Source organism: Mesorhizobium sp. M0410 (assembly GCF_040321435.1).
Classification (GTDB): Bacteria; Pseudomonadota; Alphaproteobacteria; order Rhizobiales; family Rhizobiaceae; genus Mesorhizobium.
On record NZ_JAMYRN010000005.1, the window covers coordinates 192040 to 214570 of the forward strand.

At 61.9% G+C, this 22531-nt stretch carries 25 protein-coding genes and 1 pseudogene; 16 read left to right on the forward strand and 10 right to left on the reverse strand.

All coding sequences use genetic code 11. The features are described 5' to 3' along the window. The first annotated feature begins 343 nt into the window (after positions 1-343). From pstS to phoB, 6 genes are read left to right on the forward strand one after another with little or no spacing between them, the layout of a single operon-like run. Positions 344-1402 (forward strand): phosphate ABC transporter substrate-binding protein PstS, encoded by a 1059-nt coding sequence (pstS, locus tag NKI63_RS09050; protein ID WP_352505022.1) that lies wholly within the window; start codon positions 344-346, stop codon positions 1400-1402. Between the two features lie 59 nt (positions 1403-1461). Then, on the forward strand, positions 1462-2451 hold the full coding sequence (gene pstC / locus NKI63_RS09055) for a phosphate ABC transporter permease subunit PstC (protein WP_254816570.1): 990 nt from the start codon (positions 1462-1464) through the stop codon (positions 2449-2451). A gap of 3 nt (positions 2452-2454) precedes the next feature. After that, positions 2455-3306, forward strand: coding sequence for a phosphate ABC transporter permease PstA (pstA, locus tag NKI63_RS09060; RefSeq protein ID WP_023720929.1), 852 nt, complete (start codon positions 2455-2457; stop codon positions 3304-3306). After that, a complete protein-coding gene (gene pstB, locus NKI63_RS09065; RefSeq protein WP_254816571.1) occupies positions 3303-4106 on the forward strand; it encodes a phosphate ABC transporter ATP-binding protein PstB in 804 nt (267 codons plus the stop codon). The genes pstA and pstB overlap by 4 nt, the downstream gene beginning before the upstream one ends. 32 nt (positions 4107-4138) lie before the next feature. Next, positions 4139-4846 (forward strand): phosphate signaling complex protein PhoU, encoded by a 708-nt coding sequence (gene phoU, locus NKI63_RS09070; RefSeq protein ID WP_023678534.1) that lies wholly within the window; start codon positions 4139-4141, stop codon positions 4844-4846. A gap of 16 nt (positions 4847-4862) precedes the next feature. Next, the gene (gene phoB, locus NKI63_RS09075) at positions 4863-5552 is read left to right on the forward strand and encodes a phosphate regulon transcriptional regulator PhoB (protein WP_031212149.1); all 690 of its coding nucleotides are present in this window, start codon (positions 4863-4865) and stop codon (positions 5550-5552) included. Positions 5553-5561: 9 nt separating this feature from the next. Here the strand turns inward: phoB and NKI63_RS09080 are convergent, their stop codons facing one another. Beyond that, positions 5562-6806, reverse strand: coding sequence for an ROK family protein (locus tag NKI63_RS09080; protein WP_352739577.1), 1245 nt, complete (start codon positions 6804-6806; stop codon positions 5562-5564). Between the two features lie 285 nt (positions 6807-7091). Between NKI63_RS09080 and xylF the strand changes: the two genes are divergently transcribed. The 4 genes from xylF to NKI63_RS09100 all read left to right on the forward strand — a co-directional run bounded on the left by xylF (position 7092) and on the right by NKI63_RS09100 (position 12209). Next, a complete protein-coding gene (gene xylF, locus NKI63_RS09085; protein WP_352821146.1) occupies positions 7092-8132 on the forward strand; it encodes a D-xylose ABC transporter substrate-binding protein in 1041 nt (346 codons plus the stop codon). Positions 8133-8276: 144 nt separating this feature from the next. Next, positions 8277-9641 (forward strand): sugar ABC transporter permease, encoded by a 1365-nt coding sequence (locus NKI63_RS09090; protein ID WP_352476199.1) that lies wholly within the window; start codon positions 8277-8279, stop codon positions 9639-9641. Between the two features lie 15 nt (positions 9642-9656). Beyond that, positions 9657-10457 (forward strand): ATP-binding cassette domain-containing protein, encoded by an 801-nt coding sequence (locus NKI63_RS09095; RefSeq protein WP_352704331.1) that lies wholly within the window; start codon positions 9657-9659, stop codon positions 10455-10457. A 129-nt stretch (positions 10458-10586) separates the two neighbouring features. Further along, complete coding sequence (locus tag NKI63_RS09100) at positions 10587-12209, forward strand: CHASE domain-containing protein (RefSeq protein ID WP_352687319.1); 1623 nt, start codon at positions 10587-10589, stop codon at positions 12207-12209. A gap of 97 nt (positions 12210-12306) precedes the next feature. Here the strand turns inward: NKI63_RS09100 and NKI63_RS09105 are convergent, their stop codons facing one another. The 6 genes and pseudogenes from NKI63_RS09105 to NKI63_RS09130 all read right to left on the reverse strand — a co-directional run bounded on the left by NKI63_RS09105 (position 12307) and on the right by NKI63_RS09130 (position 15611). Next, positions 12307-12552, reverse strand: a complete 246-nt coding sequence (locus tag NKI63_RS09105; protein WP_006328050.1) for a YMGG-like glycine zipper-containing protein — start codon at positions 12550-12552, stop codon at positions 12307-12309. An 82-nt stretch (positions 12553-12634) separates the two neighbouring features. Beyond that, positions 12635-12841: pseudogene (locus tag NKI63_RS09110) on the reverse strand (hypothetical protein); the annotation flags it as partial. A gap of 55 nt (positions 12842-12896) precedes the next feature. Further along, positions 12897-13067, reverse strand: coding sequence for a hypothetical protein (locus tag NKI63_RS09115; RefSeq protein ID WP_352476202.1), 171 nt, complete (start codon positions 13065-13067; stop codon positions 12897-12899). Between the two features lie 130 nt (positions 13068-13197). Beyond that, positions 13198-14223: a sensor histidine kinase gene (locus NKI63_RS09120; protein WP_352505028.1), complete on the reverse strand. Its 1026-nt coding sequence runs from the start codon at positions 14221-14223 to the stop codon at positions 13198-13200. A 190-nt stretch (positions 14224-14413) separates the two neighbouring features. Continuing rightward, complete coding sequence (locus NKI63_RS09125; RefSeq protein ID WP_023678541.1) at positions 14414-14578, reverse strand: DUF1328 domain-containing protein; 165 nt, start codon at positions 14576-14578, stop codon at positions 14414-14416. A gap of 238 nt (positions 14579-14816) precedes the next feature. Then, on the reverse strand, positions 14817-15611 hold the full coding sequence (locus NKI63_RS09130; RefSeq protein ID WP_352476204.1) for a response regulator: 795 nt from the start codon (positions 15609-15611) through the stop codon (positions 14817-14819). A gap of 215 nt (positions 15612-15826) precedes the next feature. Here NKI63_RS09130 and NKI63_RS09135 point away from each other — a divergent pair, with 215 nt between their 5' ends. Both NKI63_RS09135 and NKI63_RS09140 read left to right on the forward strand, forming a co-directional pair. After that, positions 15827-16030, forward strand: a complete 204-nt coding sequence (locus tag NKI63_RS09135) for a NepR family anti-sigma factor (protein ID WP_023678543.1) — start codon at positions 15827-15829, stop codon at positions 16028-16030. A 3-nt stretch (positions 16031-16033) separates the two neighbouring features. Then, positions 16034-16585: a sigma-70 family RNA polymerase sigma factor gene (locus NKI63_RS09140; RefSeq protein ID WP_023678544.1), complete on the forward strand. Its 552-nt coding sequence runs from the start codon at positions 16034-16036 to the stop codon at positions 16583-16585. A 29-nt stretch (positions 16586-16614) separates the two neighbouring features. Here NKI63_RS09140 and NKI63_RS09145 read toward each other — a convergent pair whose 3' ends face one another. After that, positions 16615-16935, reverse strand: coding sequence for a response regulator (locus NKI63_RS09145; protein ID WP_502896068.1), 321 nt, complete (start codon positions 16933-16935; stop codon positions 16615-16617). Between the two features lie 283 nt (positions 16936-17218). Between NKI63_RS09145 and NKI63_RS09150 the strand changes: the two genes are divergently transcribed. Beyond that, a complete protein-coding gene (locus NKI63_RS09150) occupies positions 17219-17545 on the forward strand; it encodes an ElaB/YgaM/YqjD family protein (protein WP_352505030.1) in 327 nt (108 codons plus the stop codon). Positions 17546-17555: 10 nt separating this feature from the next. After that, entirely contained in the window at positions 17556-18035 is a 480-nt protein-coding gene (locus NKI63_RS09155) for a hypothetical protein (RefSeq protein WP_352505031.1), read from the forward strand. Positions 18036-18091: 56 nt separating this feature from the next. Here NKI63_RS09155 and NKI63_RS09160 read toward each other — a convergent pair whose 3' ends face one another. After that, positions 18092-19618, reverse strand: a complete 1527-nt coding sequence (locus NKI63_RS09160; protein ID WP_352476208.1) for a sensor histidine kinase — start codon at positions 19616-19618, stop codon at positions 18092-18094. A 143-nt stretch (positions 19619-19761) separates the two neighbouring features. Between NKI63_RS09160 and NKI63_RS09165 the strand changes: the two genes are divergently transcribed. Further along, positions 19762-19935 carry a hypothetical protein gene (locus NKI63_RS09165; RefSeq protein ID WP_352821152.1) on the forward strand — a complete coding sequence of 58 codons (174 nt, stop codon included), beginning with the start codon at positions 19762-19764 and terminating at the stop codon, positions 19933-19935. Positions 19936-19993: 58 nt separating this feature from the next. Here NKI63_RS09165 and NKI63_RS09170 read toward each other — a convergent pair whose 3' ends face one another. Beyond that, entirely contained in the window at positions 19994-20914 is a 921-nt protein-coding gene (locus tag NKI63_RS09170) for a diacylglycerol/lipid kinase family protein (protein ID WP_352704336.1), read from the reverse strand. 254 nt (positions 20915-21168) lie between these two features. On the opposite strand from NKI63_RS09170, the gene NKI63_RS09175 reads away from it, so the two are divergent. Then, positions 21169-22527 carry a PRC-barrel domain-containing protein gene (locus NKI63_RS09175; RefSeq protein WP_352704338.1) on the forward strand — a complete coding sequence of 453 codons (1359 nt, stop codon included), beginning with the start codon at positions 21169-21171 and terminating at the stop codon, positions 22525-22527. Positions 22528-22531 lie beyond the last annotated feature (4 nt).

The window sequence follows — 22531 nt, forward strand, 5'->3', positions numbered from 1 at the left end:
ACAGGGTCAGATTTACCCCAACGGACCTGTTTCGGCGATGGCGCGGCCATGACACGTTCTGGCTGCATGCAACGCGCTCCCGTCCGGTTTTTTTCTTTTAAAGCCGGTGGCTGCGATCGCCGAGCCGACGATGCCGGCCGGAAATCACGCAAGCTGCTGATTCCAGCGGCAAACCGCGGCCCATGCCGACAAAGCCCGCGGCCGCTCCTTCTTAACCCGGCTGGACGACGTTACCGGAGCGACATGAAACTGTCATGCGACTGTAATAATCGGGGGCTATTGGCCTCAGCGGGCGCCGGAGGAATGGCGCCGAGAGACCATATTCCGAACAGGAGCAGGCCACATGAGACATTTCATCCGCTCGGCGGCCGTTGCGATTGCAATGGCGGCGACGACCACCCTCACTCTGTCCGCCGCGCTCGCCGCGGACATCTCCGGCGCCGGCGCCACCTTCCCCTACCCGATCTATGCGAAGTGGGCCGACACCTACAAGAAAGACACCGGCGTTGGCCTCAACTACCAGTCGATCGGTTCCGGCGGCGGTATCAAGCAGATCAAGGCCAAGACCGTTACCTTCGGCGCTTCGGATGCGCCGCTCAAGGGCGACGAGCTTGAAGCGTCCGGACTGGCTCAGTTCCCGATGGTGATGGGCGGCATCGTTCCGGTCGTCAATCTCGAAGGCATCAAGCCGGGCGAGTTGGTTCTCGACGGCCCGACGCTGGCCGACATCTTCCTCGGCAAGATCACGAGCTGGGATGACGAGGCGATCAAGAAGCTCAATCCCGACGTCAAGCTGCCTTCGCAAGCGATCGCGGTCGTTCACCGTTCCGATGGTTCGGGCACGACGTTCAACTTCACCTATTACCTCGGCGACGTCAGCGCGGACTGGAAAGAAAAGGTTGGCGTCGACAAGGCCGTGGAATGGCCGGTCGGCATCGGCGCCAAAGGCAATGAGGGCGTTGCCAACAACGTCTCCCAGACCGGCGGCGCGATCGGTTATGTCGAATACGCCTACGCCAAGCAGAACAAGCTCACCCACACCGACATGATCAACAAGGACGGCAAGAAGGTCGAGCCCACCGCAGCCGCGTTCTCGGCGGCAGCGGCCAATGCCGACTGGAGCTCGCAGCCGGGCTATGGGGTGATCCTCGCCAATGAGCCGGGCGCCGAGTCCTGGCCGATGACGGCGGCGACGTGGATCCTCCTGTATAAGAAGCCGGACGACGCCGCGACCACCGGCGAAGCGCTCAAATTCTTCGCCTGGGCGTATGACAAGGGCGACGAGATGGCCGGCGAGCTGGACTACGTTCCGATGCCCGACAAGGTGGTTGAGAGCGTCAAGGCCATGTGGGCCAAGGAAGTCGTCGGCGACGATGGCAAGCCGCTCTACTCGGCTATGTAATCTCCTCCAGGGAGGGCGTCGACGGCGCCCTCCCTGTTGCCTTTAATCGCGAGGACCCAATGACCATCGCTTCCGATGCCATGCCATCATCTGCAGCAGCCCGGGCCAGGGACGCTACGGTGCGGCGCTTCGCGCTCACAGATGCCATATTTCGCGGACTCACCCGCGCTTCCGCAATCCTTGTGCTGGTCATCCTCGGCGGTGTCGCGATCTCGCTGTTTGCCGGCTCATGGCAGGCGCTGTCGTCCTTCGGCTTTTCTTTCCTGACGACTGAGAGCTGGAATCCGGTCACGGAAAAATTTGGCGCACTGGCGCCGATCTACGGCACCCTGGTAACGGCGGCCATCGCCATCCTGATCGCGGTTCCGATCGGCATCGGCATTGCGATCTTTCTCACCGAGCTCTGCCCGCGCCCGCTCAGGCGCCCGATCGGCATAGCGGTCGAGCTATTGGCCGGCATTCCCTCGATCATCTATGGTATCTGGGGCCTGTTCGTGTTCGCGCCATTCCTGCAGACGACGATACAGCCCTTCATCATCAACATCTTCCACGGCGTGCCGGGACTATCCAGCCTTTTCGCCGGCCCTCCTTACGGCATCGGCCTTCTGACCTCGGCGCTGATCCTCGCCATAATGGTGTTGCCCTTCATCACCTCGATCACCAAGGATGTCTTCGATACGGTGCCGGCGGTGCTGAAGGAATCGGCCTACGGCATCGGTTGCACGACCTGGGAAGTGACCCGGCGCGTGGTCATTCCCTATACCCGCATCGGCATCATGGGCGGCGTCATGCTTGGCCTCGGCCGGGCACTCGGCGAAACCATGGCGGTGACTTTCGTCATCGGCAACGCGCATCGCATCAGTGCCTCCCTGTTCGCACCGGGCACGACGATTTCGGCGACCATCGCCAATGAATTTACCGAGGCCGACGGCGACCTCTACACCTCCTCGCTGGTCGCGCTCGGCCTGATCCTGTTCGTCATCACCTTCCTGATCCTTGCCGCCGCCCGCTATATGCTGATGCGGATCGACGCCCGTACGGGAGCCTGACCGATGTCGACATCCTCATCGCTCCACAGCCGCCGCAAAGCCAGGAATTCGGTGATGATGGCGCTTTGCGTCGTCGCCGCCGGCATCGGGCTTGCCTGGCTGGCGCTCATCCTCGGTGCGTTGGTCTATAAGGGCACAGCCGGGCTTTCGTTCGCGGTCTTCACCGAGATGACGCCACCACCGGGCGAGGCCGGCGGCCTGCTCAATGCCATCGCGGGCAGCCTGCTGATGACGATCATCGCCGTTGTCGTCGGCACGCCGATCGGCGTGCTGGCGGGAACCTACATGGCCGAGTATGGACGCTTTTCGCGCATCACCACCGTCGTCCGCTTCATCAACGACATCCTGTTGTCGGCGCCGTCGATCATCATCGGCTTGTTCGTCTATGAATTGATGGTGCGGCCAATGGGACATTTCTCGGCCATTGCCGGCGCCGTGGCGCTTGCCATCCTGGTCATTCCGGTGGTCGTGCGCACCACTGAAGACATGCTCAACCTGGTGCCGAACGCGTTGCGTGAAGCCGGTGCCGCGATCGGCGCGCCGCGCTGGGTGGTGATCCGTTCGGTCGCCTACCGCGCCGCATTGTCCGGCATCGTCACCGGCATATTGCTGGCGATAGCACGCATTTCCGGCGAGACGGCGCCGCTGCTCTTCACCGCGCTCAACAACCAGTTCTGGAGCAGCAATATCAACGCGCCGATGGCCAGCCTGCCGGTGACCATCTTCCAGTTCGCTCTCAGCCCTTACGAGGAATGGCAGCAACTGGCGTGGACCGGCGCACTCATAATCACCCTGACGGTTCTGGGCTTGAGCATCCTCGCCCGCAGCCTTACCGGACGCAGAGAGGACAGATGACACAGATGTTGTCCCCGGACATGACGATGACCGAAACGGTCACCGAGAAGACGAAGATCGAGGTCAAGAACCTCAACTTCTACTACGGCCAGAGCAAGGCGCTGAAGGACATCAGCCTGTCGCTGCCCGAGCGCAGCGTCACGGCCTTCATCGGCCCTTCGGGTTGCGGGAAATCGACGCTGCTGCGCGTCTTCAACCGCATCTACGAGCTCTACCCGAAACAGACCGCCGAGGGCCAGGTGCTGCTCGACGGCAAGAACATTCTCGACCGGTCGCAGGATCTCAACCTCCTCAGGACAAAGATCGGCATGGTATTCCAGAAGCCGACGCCGTTCCCGATGTCGATCTACGAGAACATAGCCTTCGGCGTCAGGCTCTACGAGAATCTCGGCAAGTCCGAGATGGACGGCCGCGTCGAGCAAGCGTTGAAGCGGGCCGCGCTGTGGAGCGAGGTCAAGGACAAGCTAAACGCCAGCGGCTTGAGCCTGTCCGGCGGCCAGCAGCAGCGGCTCTGCATTGCCCGCACCGTGGCAGTGAAGCCGGAAGTCATTCTGCTCGACGAACCGGCTTCGGCCCTCGACCCGCTGTCGACGGCCAAGATCGAGGAACTGATCGACGAGCTGCAAGCCGACTACACGATCGTCATCGTCACCCACAACATGCAGCAAGCGGCGCGCGTGTCGCGCCAGACCGCCTTCATGTATCTGGGTGAACTGGTCGAGTTCGACCGGACCGAGAAGATATTCACGTCGCCCCGCGAGAAGCGCACGCAGGACTACATCACTGGCCGCTTCGGCTGAGCCGTTCCGATCATGCATATGAGGACAGGACCATGGGCGAACACACAGTCGCTTCTTTCGACGAGGATCTCGAGCAGATCAGCAAGCTGATCCGCGACATGGCCGACCTCGCCGGTTCGATGGTCGGCGGGGCGACCAAGGCCCTGTTGAATTCCGATAACGTGCTGGCGCAACGCGTCGTCTCCGACGACGCCATCATGGATGCGCGTCAACGCGAACTGGACGATCGCGCCATCACCCTGATCGCCAAGCGCCAGCCAATGGCTCACGATCTGCGCCATGTCGTCGGAGCGATCCGCATGGCCGGCGACCTCGAACGCATCGGCGACCTTGCCAAGAATATCGCCAAGCGTGTGAGCGCGGTCGGCCTCAGCGCCACGCCGCGCGACCTATCGCATTCCATCGATGCGATGGCGCAGCTAGTGCTCATCCAGGTGCAGGGCGTCATCGAGGAGTATGCTGCAGGCGATGCGGCCGCCTTGGCCAAGCTGCGCGCCGCCGACGAGCGTATCGACGTCAAATACACGTCCGTGTTCCGCGAGCTGTTAACCTACATGATGGAAGATCCGCGCAACATCACTGCTTGCACGCATCTGCTGTTCTGCGCCAAGAATCTCGAGCGGATCGGCGACCATGTCACCAACATCGCCGAAAATGCGTATTATGTGCTGACCGGCGAACAATTGCCGGTCAATCGTCCGAAGCAGGACGAAACGACAATGTCCGCGCCGGTGACATGATGGGGGTGCCCAGCCGATGATCGCACCACGCATAATGGTGGTGGAGGACGAGGAGCCGTTGGGCGTGCTGCTCCGCTACAATCTCGAATCCGAAGGCTACCAGGTCGAGGTGGTGACACGCGGCGACGAAGCCGAGATCCGTTTGCAGGAGAATGTGCCCGACCTTCTGGTGCTCGACTGGATGATACCGGCGGTTTCCGGCATCGAGCTCTGCCGCCGGTTGCGCGTGCGCCCCGAAACCGAGCGGCTGCCGATCATCATGCTGACCGCGCGCGGCGAGGAGAGCGATCGGGTGCGCGGTCTTTCGACCGGCGCCGACGACTATCTCGTCAAACCGTTTTCGACGCCGGAATTCATGGCCAGGGTCAAGGCGCTGCTGCGGCGCGCCAAGCCGGAAGTGCTGTCCAGCGTGCTGAAGGTCGGCGACATAGTGCTCGATCGCGAATCGCACAGGGTCTATCGCAAGAAGAGCGAGATCCGGCTCGGGCCGACCGAATTCCGGCTGCTCGAGTTCATGATGCGGCATCCGGGCCGCGTCTTCTCGCGTAGCCAGTTGCTCGATAATGTCTGGGGCGAGACGATCTATATCGACGAACGCACCGTCGACGTCCATGTCGGGCGGCTGCGCAAAGCCGTCAATAACGGCCGCATGCCGGATGTCATCCGCACCATCCGCGGTGCCGGCTATGCGATCAGGGAAGATTGACCCGCCTGGTCAGGCGACGTTCTTTCTGACGCCGGGCCTCATTTGCGCGCCCGGCGCGAAAATCTCCTGGTCGACGAAGCTTAACGCCCGCATCGCGCAGCCTTCGCGGATCAGCGGCAATTCGTTCGGCTCGGTATCGAAGGAGATCGAGCCCGAGTGCTGGCCGCCGGCGGTCTGGGCGATTGCCTTGCGCAAGGCCGGCTCGATCAGATCGAAGGCAGCGGCACTGGCGCCGACCATCGCGACCGGTGCCGGATCGATCAGCGCGAACAGCGAGCCGAGACCGAAACCCAGCGCTTCGCCGGCCTTGCGGTAGGCCTCGCGTTCCGGCCCATCCTTCTCGCGCGCGCGGGCGGCCAGCGCGCGCATGTCGGCGTCGCTGACGTCGGCGATAGGTTCGCTGTCTTCGCTCATCTGCCTGGCGTTGCGCCAGATGGCATAGTTGCCGGCATAGGCTTCGATGCAGCCGCGCCGCCCGCAACGGCAGAGCGCGCCGCCCGGACGATGGATCATGTGGCCAAATTCGCCGCCCGAGGAATGCGTCCCGGTGAACAGTTCGCCCTTCAGCACAAGCCCCATACCGATGCCATGCGAAAGCAGGATGGCGATGAAGTCGTCGCGATAGCGATCCGGATTGCGCCAGCGCAAAGCCACCGCCATCATATTGCAGTCGTTCTCCACCGTGGCCGGGATGCCGAATTCGTCCTCCAGCATGTCGGCAAAGGCGATGTCGGTCTGCGGCGTGATCGGCGACCACAGCATGGCGCGTGCAGGGGAGTCGGTAATGCCCTGAATCGCCAGGGCGATGCGGGCGACACTGCGGACGTCAAGGTCTGGGTCCTCAAGCCGGCGCCGGACGATGGCCATGCATTCGCGGATCAGCTCGTCGCGCGGCATGGTCAGCGTGTCCAGCCGGCGCTGTTCCTCGGCGACCACCTGTCCCGCATAGTCGATAATGGCGGCCGACAGGAAATTCAGTGACAACACCACGGTCAGCACCGCCGCCGCTTCCGGGTTGAGGGCGAGGCCGACCTGCGGACGACCCCGTTTCAACGAAACGGGCTCACTTGCCTTGCTCTCGGCGAGGATGCCTTCCCGTATCAGGTCGGAGGAGATCGCCGATATGGTCGAATGACTGAGGCCGGTGGTGGCTGCGATCTCCGTACGCGATGGCTGGCCAGCCCGGCGCACCGCCGAGATCACCATCGCCCGGTTGCGCCGGCGCAAATCGTCGTGGCGGATTCCGACCGACATCGTTTTGCTTTCCTCCCGGTTGCCGCGGCCGCTCATGAACCGGAAGCCGTCGGTAATGTCCGACAAATAGTGTCAGATGCGGCAAATAGTGTCAGATGCAGGTGGCGCTGTCATCGTTTATTCCGACGCTCGAAAAAACTCGCAGAGTCATCAAAATCCATCACAATCGATGTTGACAGCAGCCGGAGATCGGGCCAGTATTTTTTCGAGGCTCGAAAAAATTAGAGCTTCTAAGCTGGTCTTTGAGCCAATTGGTCACGCCGTACGCGGCGCAGGGAGGATATGATGAAGAAATTCACGACCGCCATTCTGGCGGGTGTCGCCATCACGCTGGCGCTGGCGTCGGTGGCGCAGGCGAAAGACAAGGTCATCGGCGTTTCCTGGTCGAACTTCCAGGAAGAGCGCTGGAAGACCGACGAGGCCGCAATGAAGGCGGCCATCGAGGCCGCCGGCGACAAGTATATTTCCGCCGACGCACAGTCCAACCCCGGCAAGCAGCTCACCGACGTCGAGAGCCTGATCTCGCAGGGTGCCAATGCGCTGATCATCCTGGCACAGGATGCCTCGGCCATCGGGCCGGCCGTGCAGAAGGCACTGGACGAAGGCATCCCCGTCGTCGGCTATGACCGGCTGATCGAGAACAAGGACGTGTTCTATCTGACCTTCGACAACAAGGAAGTCGGCCGCATGCAGGCCCGCGAAGTCTTCAAGGTGAAGCCGGAAGGCAACTACGTCTTCATCAAGGGTTCGGGTTCCGATCCGAATGCCGATTTCCTGTTTGCCGGTTCGATGGAGGTGCTGAAGGAGGCCATCGACAGCGGCAAGATCAAGAATGTCGGCGAGGCCTATACGGACGGCTGGCTGCCGGCCAACGCTCAGAAGAATATGGAACAGTTCCTGACCGCCAACGACAACAAGGTCGATGCCGTGGTCGCGGCCAATGACGGCACCGCCGGTGGCGTCGTCGCCGCGCTGACAGCACAAGGGTTGGCCGGATCGGTTCCGGTCTCGGGCCAGGACGGCGACCACGCCGCGCTGAACCGCATCGCGCTTGGCACACAGACCGTGTCGGTGTGGAAGGACGCGCGCGAGCTCGGCAAGAACGCCGCCGAGATCGCCTCGCAGCTTGCCGACGGCAAGCAGATGACCGACATTGCCGGCGTGAAGGATTTCACCACGCCCGGCGGCAACACGGTCAAGTCGCTGTTCCTGACTCCGGTCGCCATCACCAAGGATAACCTCAACGTCGTCATCGACGCCGGCTGGATCAAGAAAGAAGAGGTCTGCGCCGGCGTGGCGGCTGGCACTGTTGCGGTCTGCAACTGATCCGTCGTTTCCAAGCGTAGAGAACGCCGCGGCTGTAATGCCGCGGCGTTTTTTTCAAAAAGAATTGTTTTTCCGCTTCCGGCGGATAATTTCTAGGCTGCTTCCGGCATCCGCGGCAGACGGCAACCCGGCGGGAGAAACATGATGACCGACACGACTTCCAACACGCCGGTCGACAGCACGGCGGACCGGGCGCGGGAATCCGAGCTCGGCATCGTTGCCCGGTTTCTCAAGGCAACCGAGATCGACACCCGCATGCTCGGCATGGTCGGCGCGCTGTTGGTCATCTGGATCGGGCTGCATGTCGTTTCCAGCGTACGGCTCGGCGTCAATCCGTTCGACTTCGACAGCCGGACCTTCCTGACGCCACGCAATCTCTGGAACCTCTCGGTGCAGACTTCCGCCGTGGCCATAATGGCCGCCGGAATGGTGCTGGTTATCGTCATGCGCAATATCGACCTGTCGGTCGGTTCCGCCGAAGGCCTGATCGGCGTGGTCATGGGCTTTGCGCAGGTGCATTTCTTGGTGCGAATGATCGGTCTGCAACTCGGCAACCCCTGGATCTGGATCCTGGCGCTGGCCATTGGCCTGGCGCTCGGTCTTCTTATCGGAGCGTTCCAGGGATATATCATCGCTTATCTCGAGGTGCCGGCCTTCATCGTGACGCTGGGCGGCCTTCTGGTCTGGCGGGGTGCCGCATGGTGGGTCGCCAGCGGTCAGACGATTGCGCCGCTTGATGCCACGTTCCAGCTGATGGGCGGTGGGCCGGCGGGTTCGATCGGCGCGCGATGGAGCTGGATCGTCGGAATTATCGCGTGCCTGGCGGTTGTGTTCATGCTGCTCAACGGGCGGGTGCAGCGCAAGCGGTTCCGCTTTCCGTTGCGCCCGATCTGGGCCGAGACGTTCCTCGGTGTCCTCACCTGCGCTGTGATCATGGGGGCCATATGGCTCGCCAATTCCTATCCTTGGCCGGTCGGCATCGTGAACAGATACGCGGCGGCCAACAATATAACGGTTCCCGAAGGCGGGCTGTTCATCGCCCATGGCATCGCCATACCCGTGCTGATGGCTGTGGCGGTCGGGCTGATCATGACCTTCATCACCAAGCGTACCCGTTTTGGCCGCTATGTCTTCGCTATCGGCGGCAATCCGGAAGCCGCCAACCTTGCCGGTATCAACACGCGGTGGGTGACCATGAAGGTGTTCATGATCATGGGCGTGCTGGCGACGATCGCCGCGGCGATCTCGTCAGCCAGGCAGAACTCGTCGACCAATGCGCTGGGCACGCTAGACGAACTGCTGGTCATCGCCGCCGCGGTCATCGGCGGCACGTCACTTGCAGGCGGCTCCGGCACGGTGCTCGGCGCCATGCTCGGCGCACTTTTGATGCAGTCGCTGCAATCCGGCATGGTGCTGCTCGGCATCGATTCACCGCTGCAGAGCATCGTCGTCGGCGCCGTGCTGGTGCTCGCGGTCTGGCTCGATACCGTCTATCGCAAACGCGTTTAGGGAGGAGGAACGATCATGGCCGACAAGACCGCTCCCACGGGCACGCCGCTGATCGACATGCGCAGCATCTCGATCGCCTTCGGCGGCATTCGCGCCGTCGACGATGCCTCGGTCGATCTTTTCCCGGGCGAGGTGATGGCTTTGCTCGGCCACAACGGTGCCGGCAAATCGACGTTGATAAAAATCCTGTCCGGCGCCTATAAGCGCGATGCGGGCCAGATTTTCGTCAACGGCGAGGAGGCTTCGATCTCCAACCCCCGCGACGCCAAGAAGTACGGCATCGAGACGATCTATCAGACGCTTGCGCTGGCCGACAATGTCGATGCGGCCGCCAACCTGTTTCTCGGCCGCGAGCTGATGACCGGCTGGGGTACGCTCGACGACGTCGCCATGGAGGCCGAGGCGCGCAAGGTGATGGGCAGGCTCAATCCGCGTTTCCAACGCTTCAAGGAGCCGGTGGTAAAGCTTTCGGGCGGCCAGCGGCAGTCGGTGGCGATCGCCCGCGCCATCCTGTTCAATGCTCGCATCCTGATCATGGACGAGCCGACGGCGGCACTCGGGCCGCAAGAGACGGCGCAGGTCGGCGAACTGGTCAAGCAGCTCAAGGCCGACGGCATCGGCATCTTCCTGATCAGCCATGATATTCACGACGTGTTCGAGCTTGCCGACCGTGTCTGCGTCATGAAGAACGGTCGGGTTGTCGGCACGGCGCGCACAACCGATGTCACCCAGGACGAAGTGCTCGGCATGATCATCCTCGGCAAGTGCCCACCCGGCGCCATTCCGGGGCCGGGCGCGCTGAAGATCGCCGCATGAACGAGAATTAGCCGGCTAATCACAAGCCGCCAAAATGTGCCAGTCGTCACCATGCTTTGGCCTGGGCATTGTGTTGGCGTCGGGACTTGCCCATAAAGATGCCGAACCGTCCACGGGACGTATCTGCAATTGAAGAAGCTGTTTCCGACCGTCGCTTTTATCGCCGTCGCGCTGATCAGCCTGACGATGGCGGGCTTTGCCTATTTTGCCACCCAGGAGGCGGCCCGCATTAAATTCGAGGCGACGGCGGACGACGCGCTTAACCGGATCGAAAGCCGCATCGACCTGGACCTGTCGCTGCTGCGCGCAACGCGAGCGCTGTTCGACGCGCGCAATGGCGGTATCTCGCAAGGCGAGTTCAAGGCTTTCTTCAACGCGCTCGACATCGACAATAATTTCGCCGGTCTGCGCGGCATCGGTTTCCTCCGCCTGGCGAAAACTGGCAACGAGGCGGCGGTCGAGCGCGACATCCTGCACGATCACGGCGCAAGCCACCCGATCTACCCCGACACGAACTTACCGTGGCGTACGCCCATCGTGCTGTTCGAACCGCTGGATCCGTCCAACAAATCCAGCATCGGCTACGACATGTTCACCGGGCCGGCGCGGCGCGAGGCGATCGAAAAGGCGATGGCCGACGACCAGCAGCACGCCAGCGGGCTCGTGCAGCTCGGCAAGGATACGGGTGCCGCGCAGACCTTTACCGGGTTCCTCGTCTTCGTCCGGCTCAATGTCGAAACCGCGCCGGACGCCGTGAACGCGACGAGATCCTCGACTGCCGGCCTCCTTTATGCGGCCTTCCGCGCCCGTGACCTGTTCCAGGCTGCGCTCAGTCGGGCACCATTGCTGCCGGTTAACACCGAGATCTATGACGGCACGGTGGACAGCGACAACCTGCTGTTCCAATCGGAAACGCCGCCTGTTTCGAGCCTCGGCGACAGGCTGCTGGTCACCCGCAAGATCACCGTCGCCGGCCGGCCGTGGGTCGTCCTGTTCAGGCCGACAAGTGCTTTCTCGCAACCTTCCTCGCGCGCCATCCCGGTGATGCTCGGATTGTTCGGACTGCTGCTTGCGGGCGCCATCGCGCTGGTGGCCCGCTATCAGGAGCGGGCCTATGAGGCGATCTCGCTGCTTCACGAAACGACCGAAAAGAGCCTGCTGGAAAAAGACCTGATGCTGCAGGAGATGAAGCATCGCATCAAGAACTCGATCACGCGGGTGCTGGCAATCGCGCGCCAGACAGCATCGCACACTACCGACGTCCAGGAATTCTCGGCTTCTTTCTCGGCTCGGCTGCAGGCGATGGCGGCTTCCCAGGACATGCTGACGCGCTCACGCTGGCAGAAAGCCGATCTCGGCGACCTGCTGCGCATCGAGCTAGGCCAGGTGTTCGGCAGTGAGCTTCCTGAAGGGCTGCTGTCGGGACCGCAGGTTCTTCTCGATGAAAAGACGACGCAGGCACTCGGCCTCGTCTTTCACGAACTGGCGACTAACGCGCTGAAGCATGGCGAAGCCGGCAATTCAGTCGGTGCGCTGAAGGTCGACTGGTCGCTCGAAGGCCGTAGCGGCGCCCGGACATTGGCCCTCAACTGGCGCGAGGCCGGTCAGAAGAAGCTCGCGACACCGGCAAAGAGCGGTTTTGGCACCAGACTGATCGATCTCAACATCACACGCGAATTGCGTGGCACAATCAGGCGCGATTTTCGCGAAGATGGTTTGAACGTGGAAATCAGGGTTCCGCTGCCGGCCTGAAACGCCTCTCGCGGGCCGCGTCGCAACAGCGCTTCAAAGGGCAAACGCGAAGACAGGTGGCCTGCCTCCGCGTTTGCTATTCGCCTGGAGCTCGAAACTAGTTGCAGCGAGCTGTGTAAATCCGGCCGTGACGATCTCTGTATTGGCAGTAGCCATTTTGCAGACGGCGAACCAGCAGACCGCCAATCGCACCAGCGCCAGCGCCGATCAAAGCGCCCTTGCCGCCGCCGACAGCGCCACCAATGAGCGCGCCGCCCACAGTGCCGATACCCACGTTCTCTTCCGTGGTGGTGCAGCCGCTGACCGCAACCACGGCGACCATGGCAATAATCATCTTCCGCATGAAGTCATCCTCACTTTTGTCCTCACTTTAATAAGCTCCAGCCGCCATTTAGCATGAAAGTACGGCCTTTGCCCGCACGATTTCATTGTTGATTAAGATAGTCTTTTTCGGGGCGTGCGCCGTTCGATGCTACCACGAACCCGGAAATCTCCAAGGACGCATCGAGCGTGCCGTCGGGACGCACGTTCCAGACGATCCTGTCATAGTCGTCCTCGAGCGCCGGATCGACGGCAAGGCATTTGGCGACGAGATGTTGGGCCTGGCCTTGCAGGTCGGTGACCGCGAATGGGCACGGCCAGTACTCGGGCAGTGGTTTCAAAGCGATCAAGCAGAGGCGAACTCGATCAGATCAACTGGGACGCTGCGGTCAGGACGATCGCGGCCATAAGCGCGACGGCGGCGAAGCGGAGGGGCGAAGCACGAGGCGCGGGCGCTGCGGACGCTTCGGGATCCTGAAAACCGCCCATCGAGACACGAGCGGCCTGTTCCAGTCTGTTCAAGTCGGCAGCCGTCAAGGCCCATTCCTTTCATTTTGTGCCAAACTCAATCGATGGATCGACACGTCGGACAGGATCGGACTTTATGGTGAACAGTCGGTTAAAGTTGGCGATGCGCAGAACCCTTCTCGCGGCGGCCGCCGTTCGTTCAATCCGTCTCGAAATTGCCGTGAGGAACAAGAAGGCGGTATTCGAGGCGGTTCCCGGTGATCTCAAGTGTCGCCGTTCCATTCAACGATGTGGGTACGACGCGTTCAAGCGCGACGCTGCCAAAACGCTTCTCGCTGCGCTGATTGTCGTTGGCTCCGATCGCTTCTGCCCATGTCAGCGACAGCGCAGGCTCGCCAGCGGAAGCTGCCGTCAGATCGGCCGTCACCTCGACGAAACCGTCGCTGCGCGACAGCGCGCCATAGCTGACCGAATTGACGGCGAGCTCATGCATGGCCAAGCCGATGTGCAAGGCGGCATTGGGGTTGAGATATGGATTTGCGCCGCGGAAACGCAGGCTGTGTAAAGGGTCCGCGCCGTACCTGCCGACCTGACCGGAAACCAGCTCGCGCAGCGCTGCGCCCCGCCAGTTGGATGACGTGACTAGGTCCTGCGAGGAGGCCAGCGACTGCAATCGGCCACGGAAACGCGTCAGGAAATCATCAATGCTGCCGGAATAACGGCCTGTCTGGGTGGCGATGCTCTGGATGATGGCCAAAAGGTTCTTGGAGCGATGACTGACTTCACGCAGCAGCGCCTTCAGCGTCTGCTCCCGGCGTTTCTGCTCGGTTGTTTCGACCATGGTGGTCACGACGCCCTGCACCGCGCCGGTGTCGCTGCGGTCGGCGTCGATCCACACCTGAAACCAGCGGGCGCCATCATCGGCCGGCACGCTGAGTTCGAGATGTTGAGGATTGCCGGAGACGATGACGTCGTGCTTGGCGGCGCCGATACGCTCTGCCTGCGCCGGTGGCAAGATGCCGTTGTTGTCGGAGGCATCGGAATTCCATGGTGCGCGCATGTTGCGCGCCCACACAGTTTTCATCTCGCGATCCTGGTATAGAACGGAAATCCCGGTATTGTGCAGTGCATGGAGAAGGACCCGGCCAAGCTGCATTCCGGGATGCAAAGCGATGATCTCATCACTCCGGCCGCGGTCTTTCATTTTTCCGACTCTGGAACGCATCGGTCAATTTTGCTCAACCCACGTCAGGCTGAACGGCTCACGGAAAAATGGGTTCCAAAAGGAGGAGCTGCGGATCAAGCCCTAAAAGCGGTCCGCCGAGCGGCATCCCGTTGGAGGACACTGCCCGGCGGTGGCTGGAAACCGTTTGAGGGGTGCGGCTTCCAGTGTTCGCTTGAATGGCCGCTGGCATTCACGCCCGTCTGATCAGGCCGGCAATTAGCGATATGATCAGGAAGGCGAGAAAGATGAAGAACAATATCTGCGCTATGCCGGCCGAAGTGCCAGCGATGCCGCCGAAACCAAGCGCACCGGCGATGATCGCCACGACTAGAAATACGAGCGCCCAGTAAAGCATGATCCATCTCCTTCCAATGCTGCGGTGAAAACGTGATTCGCCTCCGTTTGTTCCACCATTTCCCGAAAAAGACGATGCTGAAAATCGTTACGGCCCGAATTGCTGCGATGTGTGCGAAAAGGTCCTCGTCAGGTTCGGCAGCAGTTGGCTGCGTATGTTAAGCCGGCGTCACGCCCCCTCGGGTCCAAGAAGAGTGGCTATCCCACACCCTGGCGGCGGCAACTCGGCCGCCCGCTGTTCATGCCGCGGCTTTCGCGTGCCGGTCAAAGAACAGGGCCTGGCTGATAAGAGCCTTGACCATATCCGGGTTGAACGGCTTGGTGACGAGGAAAGCCGGTTCCGGCCGCTCGCCGGTGAGCAGGCGCTCGGGAAAGGCGGTGATGAAGATCACCGGCACCGAGGTGGACGACAGGATCTCATTGACGGCCGCGATGCCCGAACTGCCGTCGGCAAGCTGAATATCGGCAAGCACCATCTTTGGCCGCGTCTTGCCGAACATCGCCACCGCCTCGGCGTGGGTGCGCGCCGTTCCGACGACGCGGTGGCCGAGGCTTTCGACCATTTCCTCGATATCCATGGCGATCAGCGGCTCATCCTCGATGATCAGCACATCGGTTGCCACCTGGCGGGAGATCTCGTTGCTCGCCTGCGCGAGAAGTTCGGAGAATTCCTGTTCGTCGACGTCGAGAATCTCCGCCGCCTCGTCTTCGCTGAAGCCTTCAACCGCGACCAGCAGAAAGGCTTGGCGGGGACGAGGCGCAATTGCATTCAGATTGGCCGCGGCACGCTGTTCCCATGCCGACTGGGCATGCTCCTGCGGAACGCGAATGGCCACTGAGGTGAAGAGCTTGGCAAAGACCTTGTAGAGCGCGATGCGGTCGTTCGATGCGTTCGGAAAGATGTCGACATCGGCAATGATGGCCTCGAGCATTGCGGCGACCAGCGCGTCGCCGCTCTCCTGCGATCCGGATACAGCGCGCGAGAAGCGACGCAGGAACGGCAGGTGCGGAGCGATGGTTGCTGATAGGCTCATATTGGACGTCTCCCTCATATGACGTGATGCATGTTACAGCTAAAAACGGTTCGCAGGGCCCAAGGGTGAAAACGCAGGTTCTGCGAAAAAGTTCCGATCATGCGGAACTAAGTATATGGGCTGGCGTTTAAGGGCGGGTTGGGCAACCAGACGAGGCTGCCGCTTGCCTTGCGTTATGTGTTGAAGGGCGGCTTAAGGCTGGGACAAAAGGGCGAATGAAGAACATGACGAAAGCTACCATGGGTGGCGTTGGCAACGGGCGCCGGGCTGCTTCCCGCGACCCGCTTGGGCCGAACTCGGAAATCGGCCGCAAACTCAAACAATACTACGACGAGCTGGTCTCCGACAATGTGCCGGATCGCTTCGCCCAACTGCTCAGCCAGTTGGAAAAGGCCGAACCTGTACAAAAGAAGGACTGAGGCATGGCGGCCGTCTCCCAGGGCTTCAAGACCGACTTGCTCGGCTCGATCCCGAGCCTGCGGGCTTTTGCCGTGTCGCTGACGCAAAACGCCGACAAGGCCGACGACCTGGTGCAGGAAACATTGGTCAAGGCCTGGGACAAGCATGAAAGCTTCCAGCCCGGCACCAATCTGAAGGCATGGCTGTTCACGATCTTGCGCAACGAATTCTATTCGCAGATGCGCAAGCGCGGCCGCGAGGTGCAGGACAGCGATGGCGTCATGACGGCCAGGCTTGCCGTTCACCCGGCCCAGCACGGCCAGCTTGACCTCGAGGACTTTCGCGGCGCGCTCGAATTGCTGCCAGAAGACCAGCGCGAAGCCATTATCCTCATCGGCGCGTCCGGCTTCTCCTACGAGGAAGCGGCCGAGATCTGCGGCTGCGCCGTCGGAACGATCAAGAGCCGCGTCAGCCGCGCCCGCACACGGCTGCAGGAAATCCTGAAGATCTCCGGTGAAGACGAGTATGGCCCGGACGCAATTTCGGCTCAGGTAACCGGGTCGACGGCTGCGTGAGGCGCGGCGTGTTCGAACCGCTCCGCGCCTCAGCGGAGAGGCGTTCGCCTGCAGGCCGCCGCCACTGCCTCGAGGAGATCGTCTCCCGAATAGGGCTTGGTGACCAGCCTGACGCCGGGAAAGGATTTCTTGATCTCATCGGTATCCGAATAGCCCGAGGCGAAGACGAACGGGATGCCCGCTTCACGCAGCCGCGAAGCAAATTGGAGCGTCGAAACGCCGCTCAGCATGAGGTCGACGATGGCGACATCGAACTGCGCGGCAACGTCTTGCTGTTCGATCTCAGTCAGATCACGGGCGATGACCACATTGAGCGCGCCGTAGTCGCGGCAAAGCTGCTCGATATCCATGGCAATCAGGAACTCATCTTCCAGGATAAGAATCCGCAAACCGTCAAGTGATGCGCGCACGCAGCAATATCTCCTTAAATGCGTATCGTGAAACGAGGGAAGTCATGATCGTTATTTGGCATGCTGTCATTTAAAAAAGACGTGCCGGCGCGGATGCGTCGGCCTCGGCCCATGCAAGGCATTTGCAACGCGCGCTGCCGGAGATAGGGTTAGAAGAGGTTCGCGCCGGAACCTTGGGGTCTGTCGGGCGTTTCGACCGAGCAAAATCATGGAGAGTGAAGCAATGGCGACTGCCGCAGGTAAGGCCGGGAACGAAGCCCGCACGAATTCCGATATTGAGGCCGACATCGCACAATTGAAGGCCGACATCGATCAACTTACCAAGCTGTTGGCCAAAACTGGCGAACATGGCTACGGGGCAGCGCGGCGAGCCGCCGCCGAAGGCGTCGAGCAGTTGCGAACCCAGGGCGAGGCAGCTTTCGATAGCTTGCGCGCCAACGCCAGGGACATCGAGGCGCAGATGATAGCGCATATGCGCGAAAAACCGGTGACTTCGCTGGCGATCGCCGCAGGCGTCGGATTCCTCTTCGCGCTTCTCGCGCGCCGCTAGTTCTGCACGCATGGGAATGCTTGCATCGCTGATCTCGGGCCTTGCCTCGGGCGAAACCATTGCGGCGGTGCAACGCGTGCGCGTCGCTGCGATTGTCTATTCGGTCGCAGCGCTCGCGGCGCTGTGCGGCCTCGGGTTCCTCGTCGGGGCGGCCTATATCTGGGCGGCGGCCCGCTATGGGCCGATGGCAGCTTGCCTGAGCTTCGGGATCGGCTTTCTGGCAATCGCCGGTCTCATCCTGCTCGTCTACCGGATGTCGGCCGGCTCGCGCGCCAGGCGCCGGGCGAAGCGACGCAACGCCGACATGAAGGCTATCGGCATCACTGCGGCACTCGCCGTGCTGCCGGCGCTGCTCAAGGGCAAAGGTGGCCTGGCGAAGGGCGGGTTGGGCGCCATTCTCGGCCCGGCGATAGCACTCGCTGCCTACGCCATCTACCGCGAGAATGTGAAGCGCGGCTCGGATAATCCGGATACCGGCAAACCCGAATAGTTCGGAGGGGATAGTTCAGGGCAAACGGTTCTGGCGCCGGTCGCAAAATGCCGGCGTTACAAATCTTCGAGCGGAATCGATATTTCCGCGACCACGCCATCCGGCCGGAATTCATGGGTCACCTCGCTGGAAATGACCTTGGCCAGGCTGCGGCGGATCAGGATCGAGCCGAAGCCATGGCGTTCGGGCGGCGCAACCCGCGGGCCGCCGCTTTCGCGCCAGGCCAGCAACAGACGCCGTGCACCCTTCCTGCCTTGTACCTTCCAATCGAGATCGACCTTTCCGGAAGAAACCGAGAGCGACCCGTATTGCAGTGCGTTGCTTGCCAGTTCATGCAGGATCAGCCCGAGCCCGACTGCCTGGTCGGGTGAGAGCAAGACATCGGCGCCGGAGATCGCCATCCGCGATTGTCCGGCGGCTTGGAACGGCTTTACCTCGATCTGCACCAGCTCGCGGATGCCGATGCCCCGCCACTCGCGGTCCGACAGCAGGCTGTGCGCAACGCCCAGTGCCTGCAGCCTGGCACTGAAGGCGCCGAGGAATTCGCTTGGCTGGCGGGCATGGCGAACGGTCTGCGTGGCCAGCGCCTGTACAGTTGCCAACGTGTTCTTGACGCGATGATTGAGCTCGCGCAGCAACAGCCGTTGGCGTTCGTCGCCTAGCTTGCGTTCAGTGATGTCGTAATTGACGCCGAAGATCAGCGTCGGCTTGCCCTCGCCGTCGCGCTCTATGACGCGGCCGCGCGTTGCGATCCATCGTGGCGGATCGAGGCCTCTGACACGGTATTCGCCAAAATAGTCATCGCTGCCGGTCAGCGCGTCGCGAAAGCGTGTTTCGGTCTGGTGAACGTCGCGCGGGTCGATGGCGGTCAGGATGTCGCGCGCCCTCAGTCTGTTCGACTTCGGCAGGTTGAACAATTCGGGCAGCAGGACGTCGCAGTCGATCATGTCGCTGCGGATATCCCATGCCCAGCTGGCAAGCGAAGCCGCATCGAGCGCGATAGCGCGCCGCTTTTCCTCTCGAACCAATGCGGCCTTGGCGATCGCCGCGCTGCGGGTTGCATCCTTCAGCGTGAACAGGCTGGCGGCGAGCCCAGCGAGCGCCGACAACTGGTCGAGCTGGACAGAGGAGGGATGTGCGTGCGGCTTCCGGTCGAGCACGCACAGCGTGCCGATCAGCGCGCCGTCGATCATGATCGGCACGCCTGCGTAAAAGCGGATATGATGCTCGCCGGTGACCAGCGGATTGGCTTTGAACCGCGGATCGGCCGCCGCGTCGGCCACCACCATCGGCACGTTGCCGGCTGCGATGGCATAGGCACAGAACGATGTCTCGGTTGCGGTTTCGGTCTGGTCGAGGCCGATACAGGACTTGAACCACTGCCGCTCGGCGTCGACCAGCGTGATCAGTGCGACAGGCGTTTGCATCGCCGAAGCGGCAAGACCACCGATACGATCGAAATCAGGGTCGGCAGCCCTGTCCAGCGCGTCGAGGCCGTGCAGCACGGCAAGACGGTCCGCGGCGCCCACCACACGGCGAATATCGGCCGGCAGGCCCGGCGTGTTCTGGCTATTGTCGTCCACTATGCCCCCAGTGGCCGGCTCTGATTGATCAGGCCAACCGGCCCGTTTGCCGCCTTGCAGAGCCGGAACTTTCGCTGCGGGGGACCGTTACCAGCCAACGCCCCGCCAGTTACGCCTGCCGGCGCCAAATATGGAGCCAGACAATGCCAAAAACCATTCCTGAAAACAAAGCCCGTCAAGGACGGCAGGGTCGGCATGTCCTTCGTATCCTGATCGCCGCGCTGTTGATGGCTTTTATCGCCTGGGGCGTCGCCGAAATCTACGGCTGGATGATCGAGACGCCGAAGACCGAACAGAGCAACACGCCCAGCGGCTAGGTTCTCCCCATCGCTCGTGCCAGCTCGCATCACGCAACCCCACATCAGGCATCCCACGTCAGGCAACCTTTGCCTCGGCGGCGCGCGCCGGGACGAGAACATTCAACGCGCGCGGATGGATTTCGACGGTCGTCTCGCGATCGAGCTTTACCAGTTCACCGTCCATGACGGCCTGAACTTTCCTGTTCGTCGAATGGATTTTCAAAACGGCGCGGTTTGCCTGATGGATTTCGACATGTTCGTTGCCGCGCCATTTCCCACGGGCGACGTCAAAGAGGAACCTGATCAATTCGCCGCGCCGCCGTGCTACGGTGACATAGATGCCCAGCACGCCGCCTGCCGGATCATCGGCATAGGGCAGGTGGCCCTCGCCAAACAGATTGTTGGTGATGCCGATACCGGTGATCCGGGTTTTGATCTCGGCCTCGCCGATCGTCAGCGTTACGTTCATCGCCGGCGGGTTGTTGATCGTTGCCCAAGCGGCTCGCACCGAGGCACGCATCTTCCCCAGCCGCGAGCCGAATTCCATCTTCTGGCGCAGTTGCACCATCCTGGCATGCATGCCGATCGAGAATTGATGCACGAAAGGCCGGCCGTTGGCTGTTGCAATGTCAATCGCCATCACCTCGCCGTCGGCAAACGATTTCAGCGCCGCATCGAGGGTCTGCGGAATGCCGAGGCCGCGCGCAAAAAGGTTCATTGTGCCAGCCGGCAGAATTGCCAGTGCCTTCTCCCCATTCATCAAACGGGCTGCCGCGGCCGAAATGGTGCCGTCGCCGCCGCCGGCCAGCACGGCGTCGATGCCGCGCCTGGAAGCTACGCCGTCCAGTGTGGCGACGATATCCTTGCCGGCAACGATTTCGATATCGATCGAGTGGCCGGCAGTCTCAAGCGTGCTGCGCATCCGACTGGCGAAGGCCTCAAGATCGATGGTGCGCAGGGTGCCGCCGTCCTTGTTCAGCACCGCTGCAAACCGCATGGCCGTTCCATTTTTTCCAGCACCTATCCGGCCGGGACGGGGTCCCAGCCGGGAGTGGAACGGCGCGGCCGAGAAAATGTTCCTTTCGACCAGCGCAGTGAATCCGAGAACCATTGACATCGTACCGGGTGCACCACGGCTTTTTTCGGAACAACAGTGTGGTCACAACGTTGTGAACATGCAGAAGACGCTGCGCCCGCAGTGACGCCAGGCGGGCAGGGCGTGCACGAAATCACCGACGAGGAGACACTAAGATGATCCGCACCCTTTTAACCACGACAGCAGTCGCAACATTGATTGCGACGGGTGCCTTTGCGCAGTCGGCGACGACCCCGGCGCCGGCGCAGCCACCCGCAGTAGAGAACCCCGCTCCAGCCGCTCCGGTGCAACGGGCCGAGGGCAGCCTTGCTACCAACATCATCGGCGAATCCGTCTATAACGGCACCGGCGCCGATGCCCAGAATATCGGCAACGTCAGCGACATCGTCTTCGACGAGCGCGGCAAGGTAAAATCCGTCGTCATCGGCGTCGGCGGATTCCTGGGCATCGGAACCAAGAATGTCGCCTTCGACTACGGCAAGATGCAATGGGCAGAAAAGAACGGCGACCGCTGGCTGATAGCTCAGACGACGAAGGATGAGTTGACGGCTCAGCCGGATTTCGACCGGAAGCCTTACGATCCGCCTCCGCCGCCAGCTTCGGCCGATAATGCGGCACCCGCCGCCCCTTCGGCTTCCACCAGCGCGCAAAATACAACGCCAGCGCCTGCCGCGCCGGCTGAGCCAGTGAAGCGCGCCGAAGGCAATCTCGCCACCAATATCATCGGCGAGACCGTCTATAACGGCACCGGCGACGACGCCCAAAACATCGGTGACGTAAACGACATCGTCATCAACAAGGAAGCCAAAGCGCAATCGCTGATCATCGGCGTCGGCGGCTTCCTCGGCATCGGCGAAAAGAACGTCGCCTATGATTTCGACAAGGCGCAGTGGGCCGAGAGGAACGGCGATCGCTGGCTGGTCGCGCAAACCACCAAGGAAGAGCTGCAGGCGCAGCCGGACTTCAACCGCAAGGCCTATGATCCGGCGCCGGCATCCACTGCTTCGAACGATGCCAATGCGCCTGCCACCGTCACGCCTACCGTGATGGCCAGCAACACCGCGTCGACCAACAACACTGCGACGACCAATAACGCTGACCAGGCCGGCAAGACGGCTCAAAACGCCCCAGCGCCCGCAACGGCCGACCAGACCAAAACCGGGTCGATCGACAAGTCGACGTTGACTGAAATGCCGATCGGCCAGATCCGGGCCGAGGATCTGGTTGGAACGACCGTTTACGGCGCCAACGATGTCAACGTCGGCGAGATCGGCGATATCGTGCTGGGCGCCGATAAAAAGGTCGATGCAGTCATTATCGATGTCGGCGGGTTCCTCGGTGTCGGCGAGAAGGAGGTGGCGGTCGGCATGGACAACCTGAAATTCATGACCGACAAGAACGGCAAGCGCTATCTCTACACGAACTTCACCAAGGAGCAGCTCGAAGCGCAGGCCCCCTATGACAAGGCCAGCTATGCGCAAAACCGCGACAAACAGCGCATGATCATGCGCTAAGCAG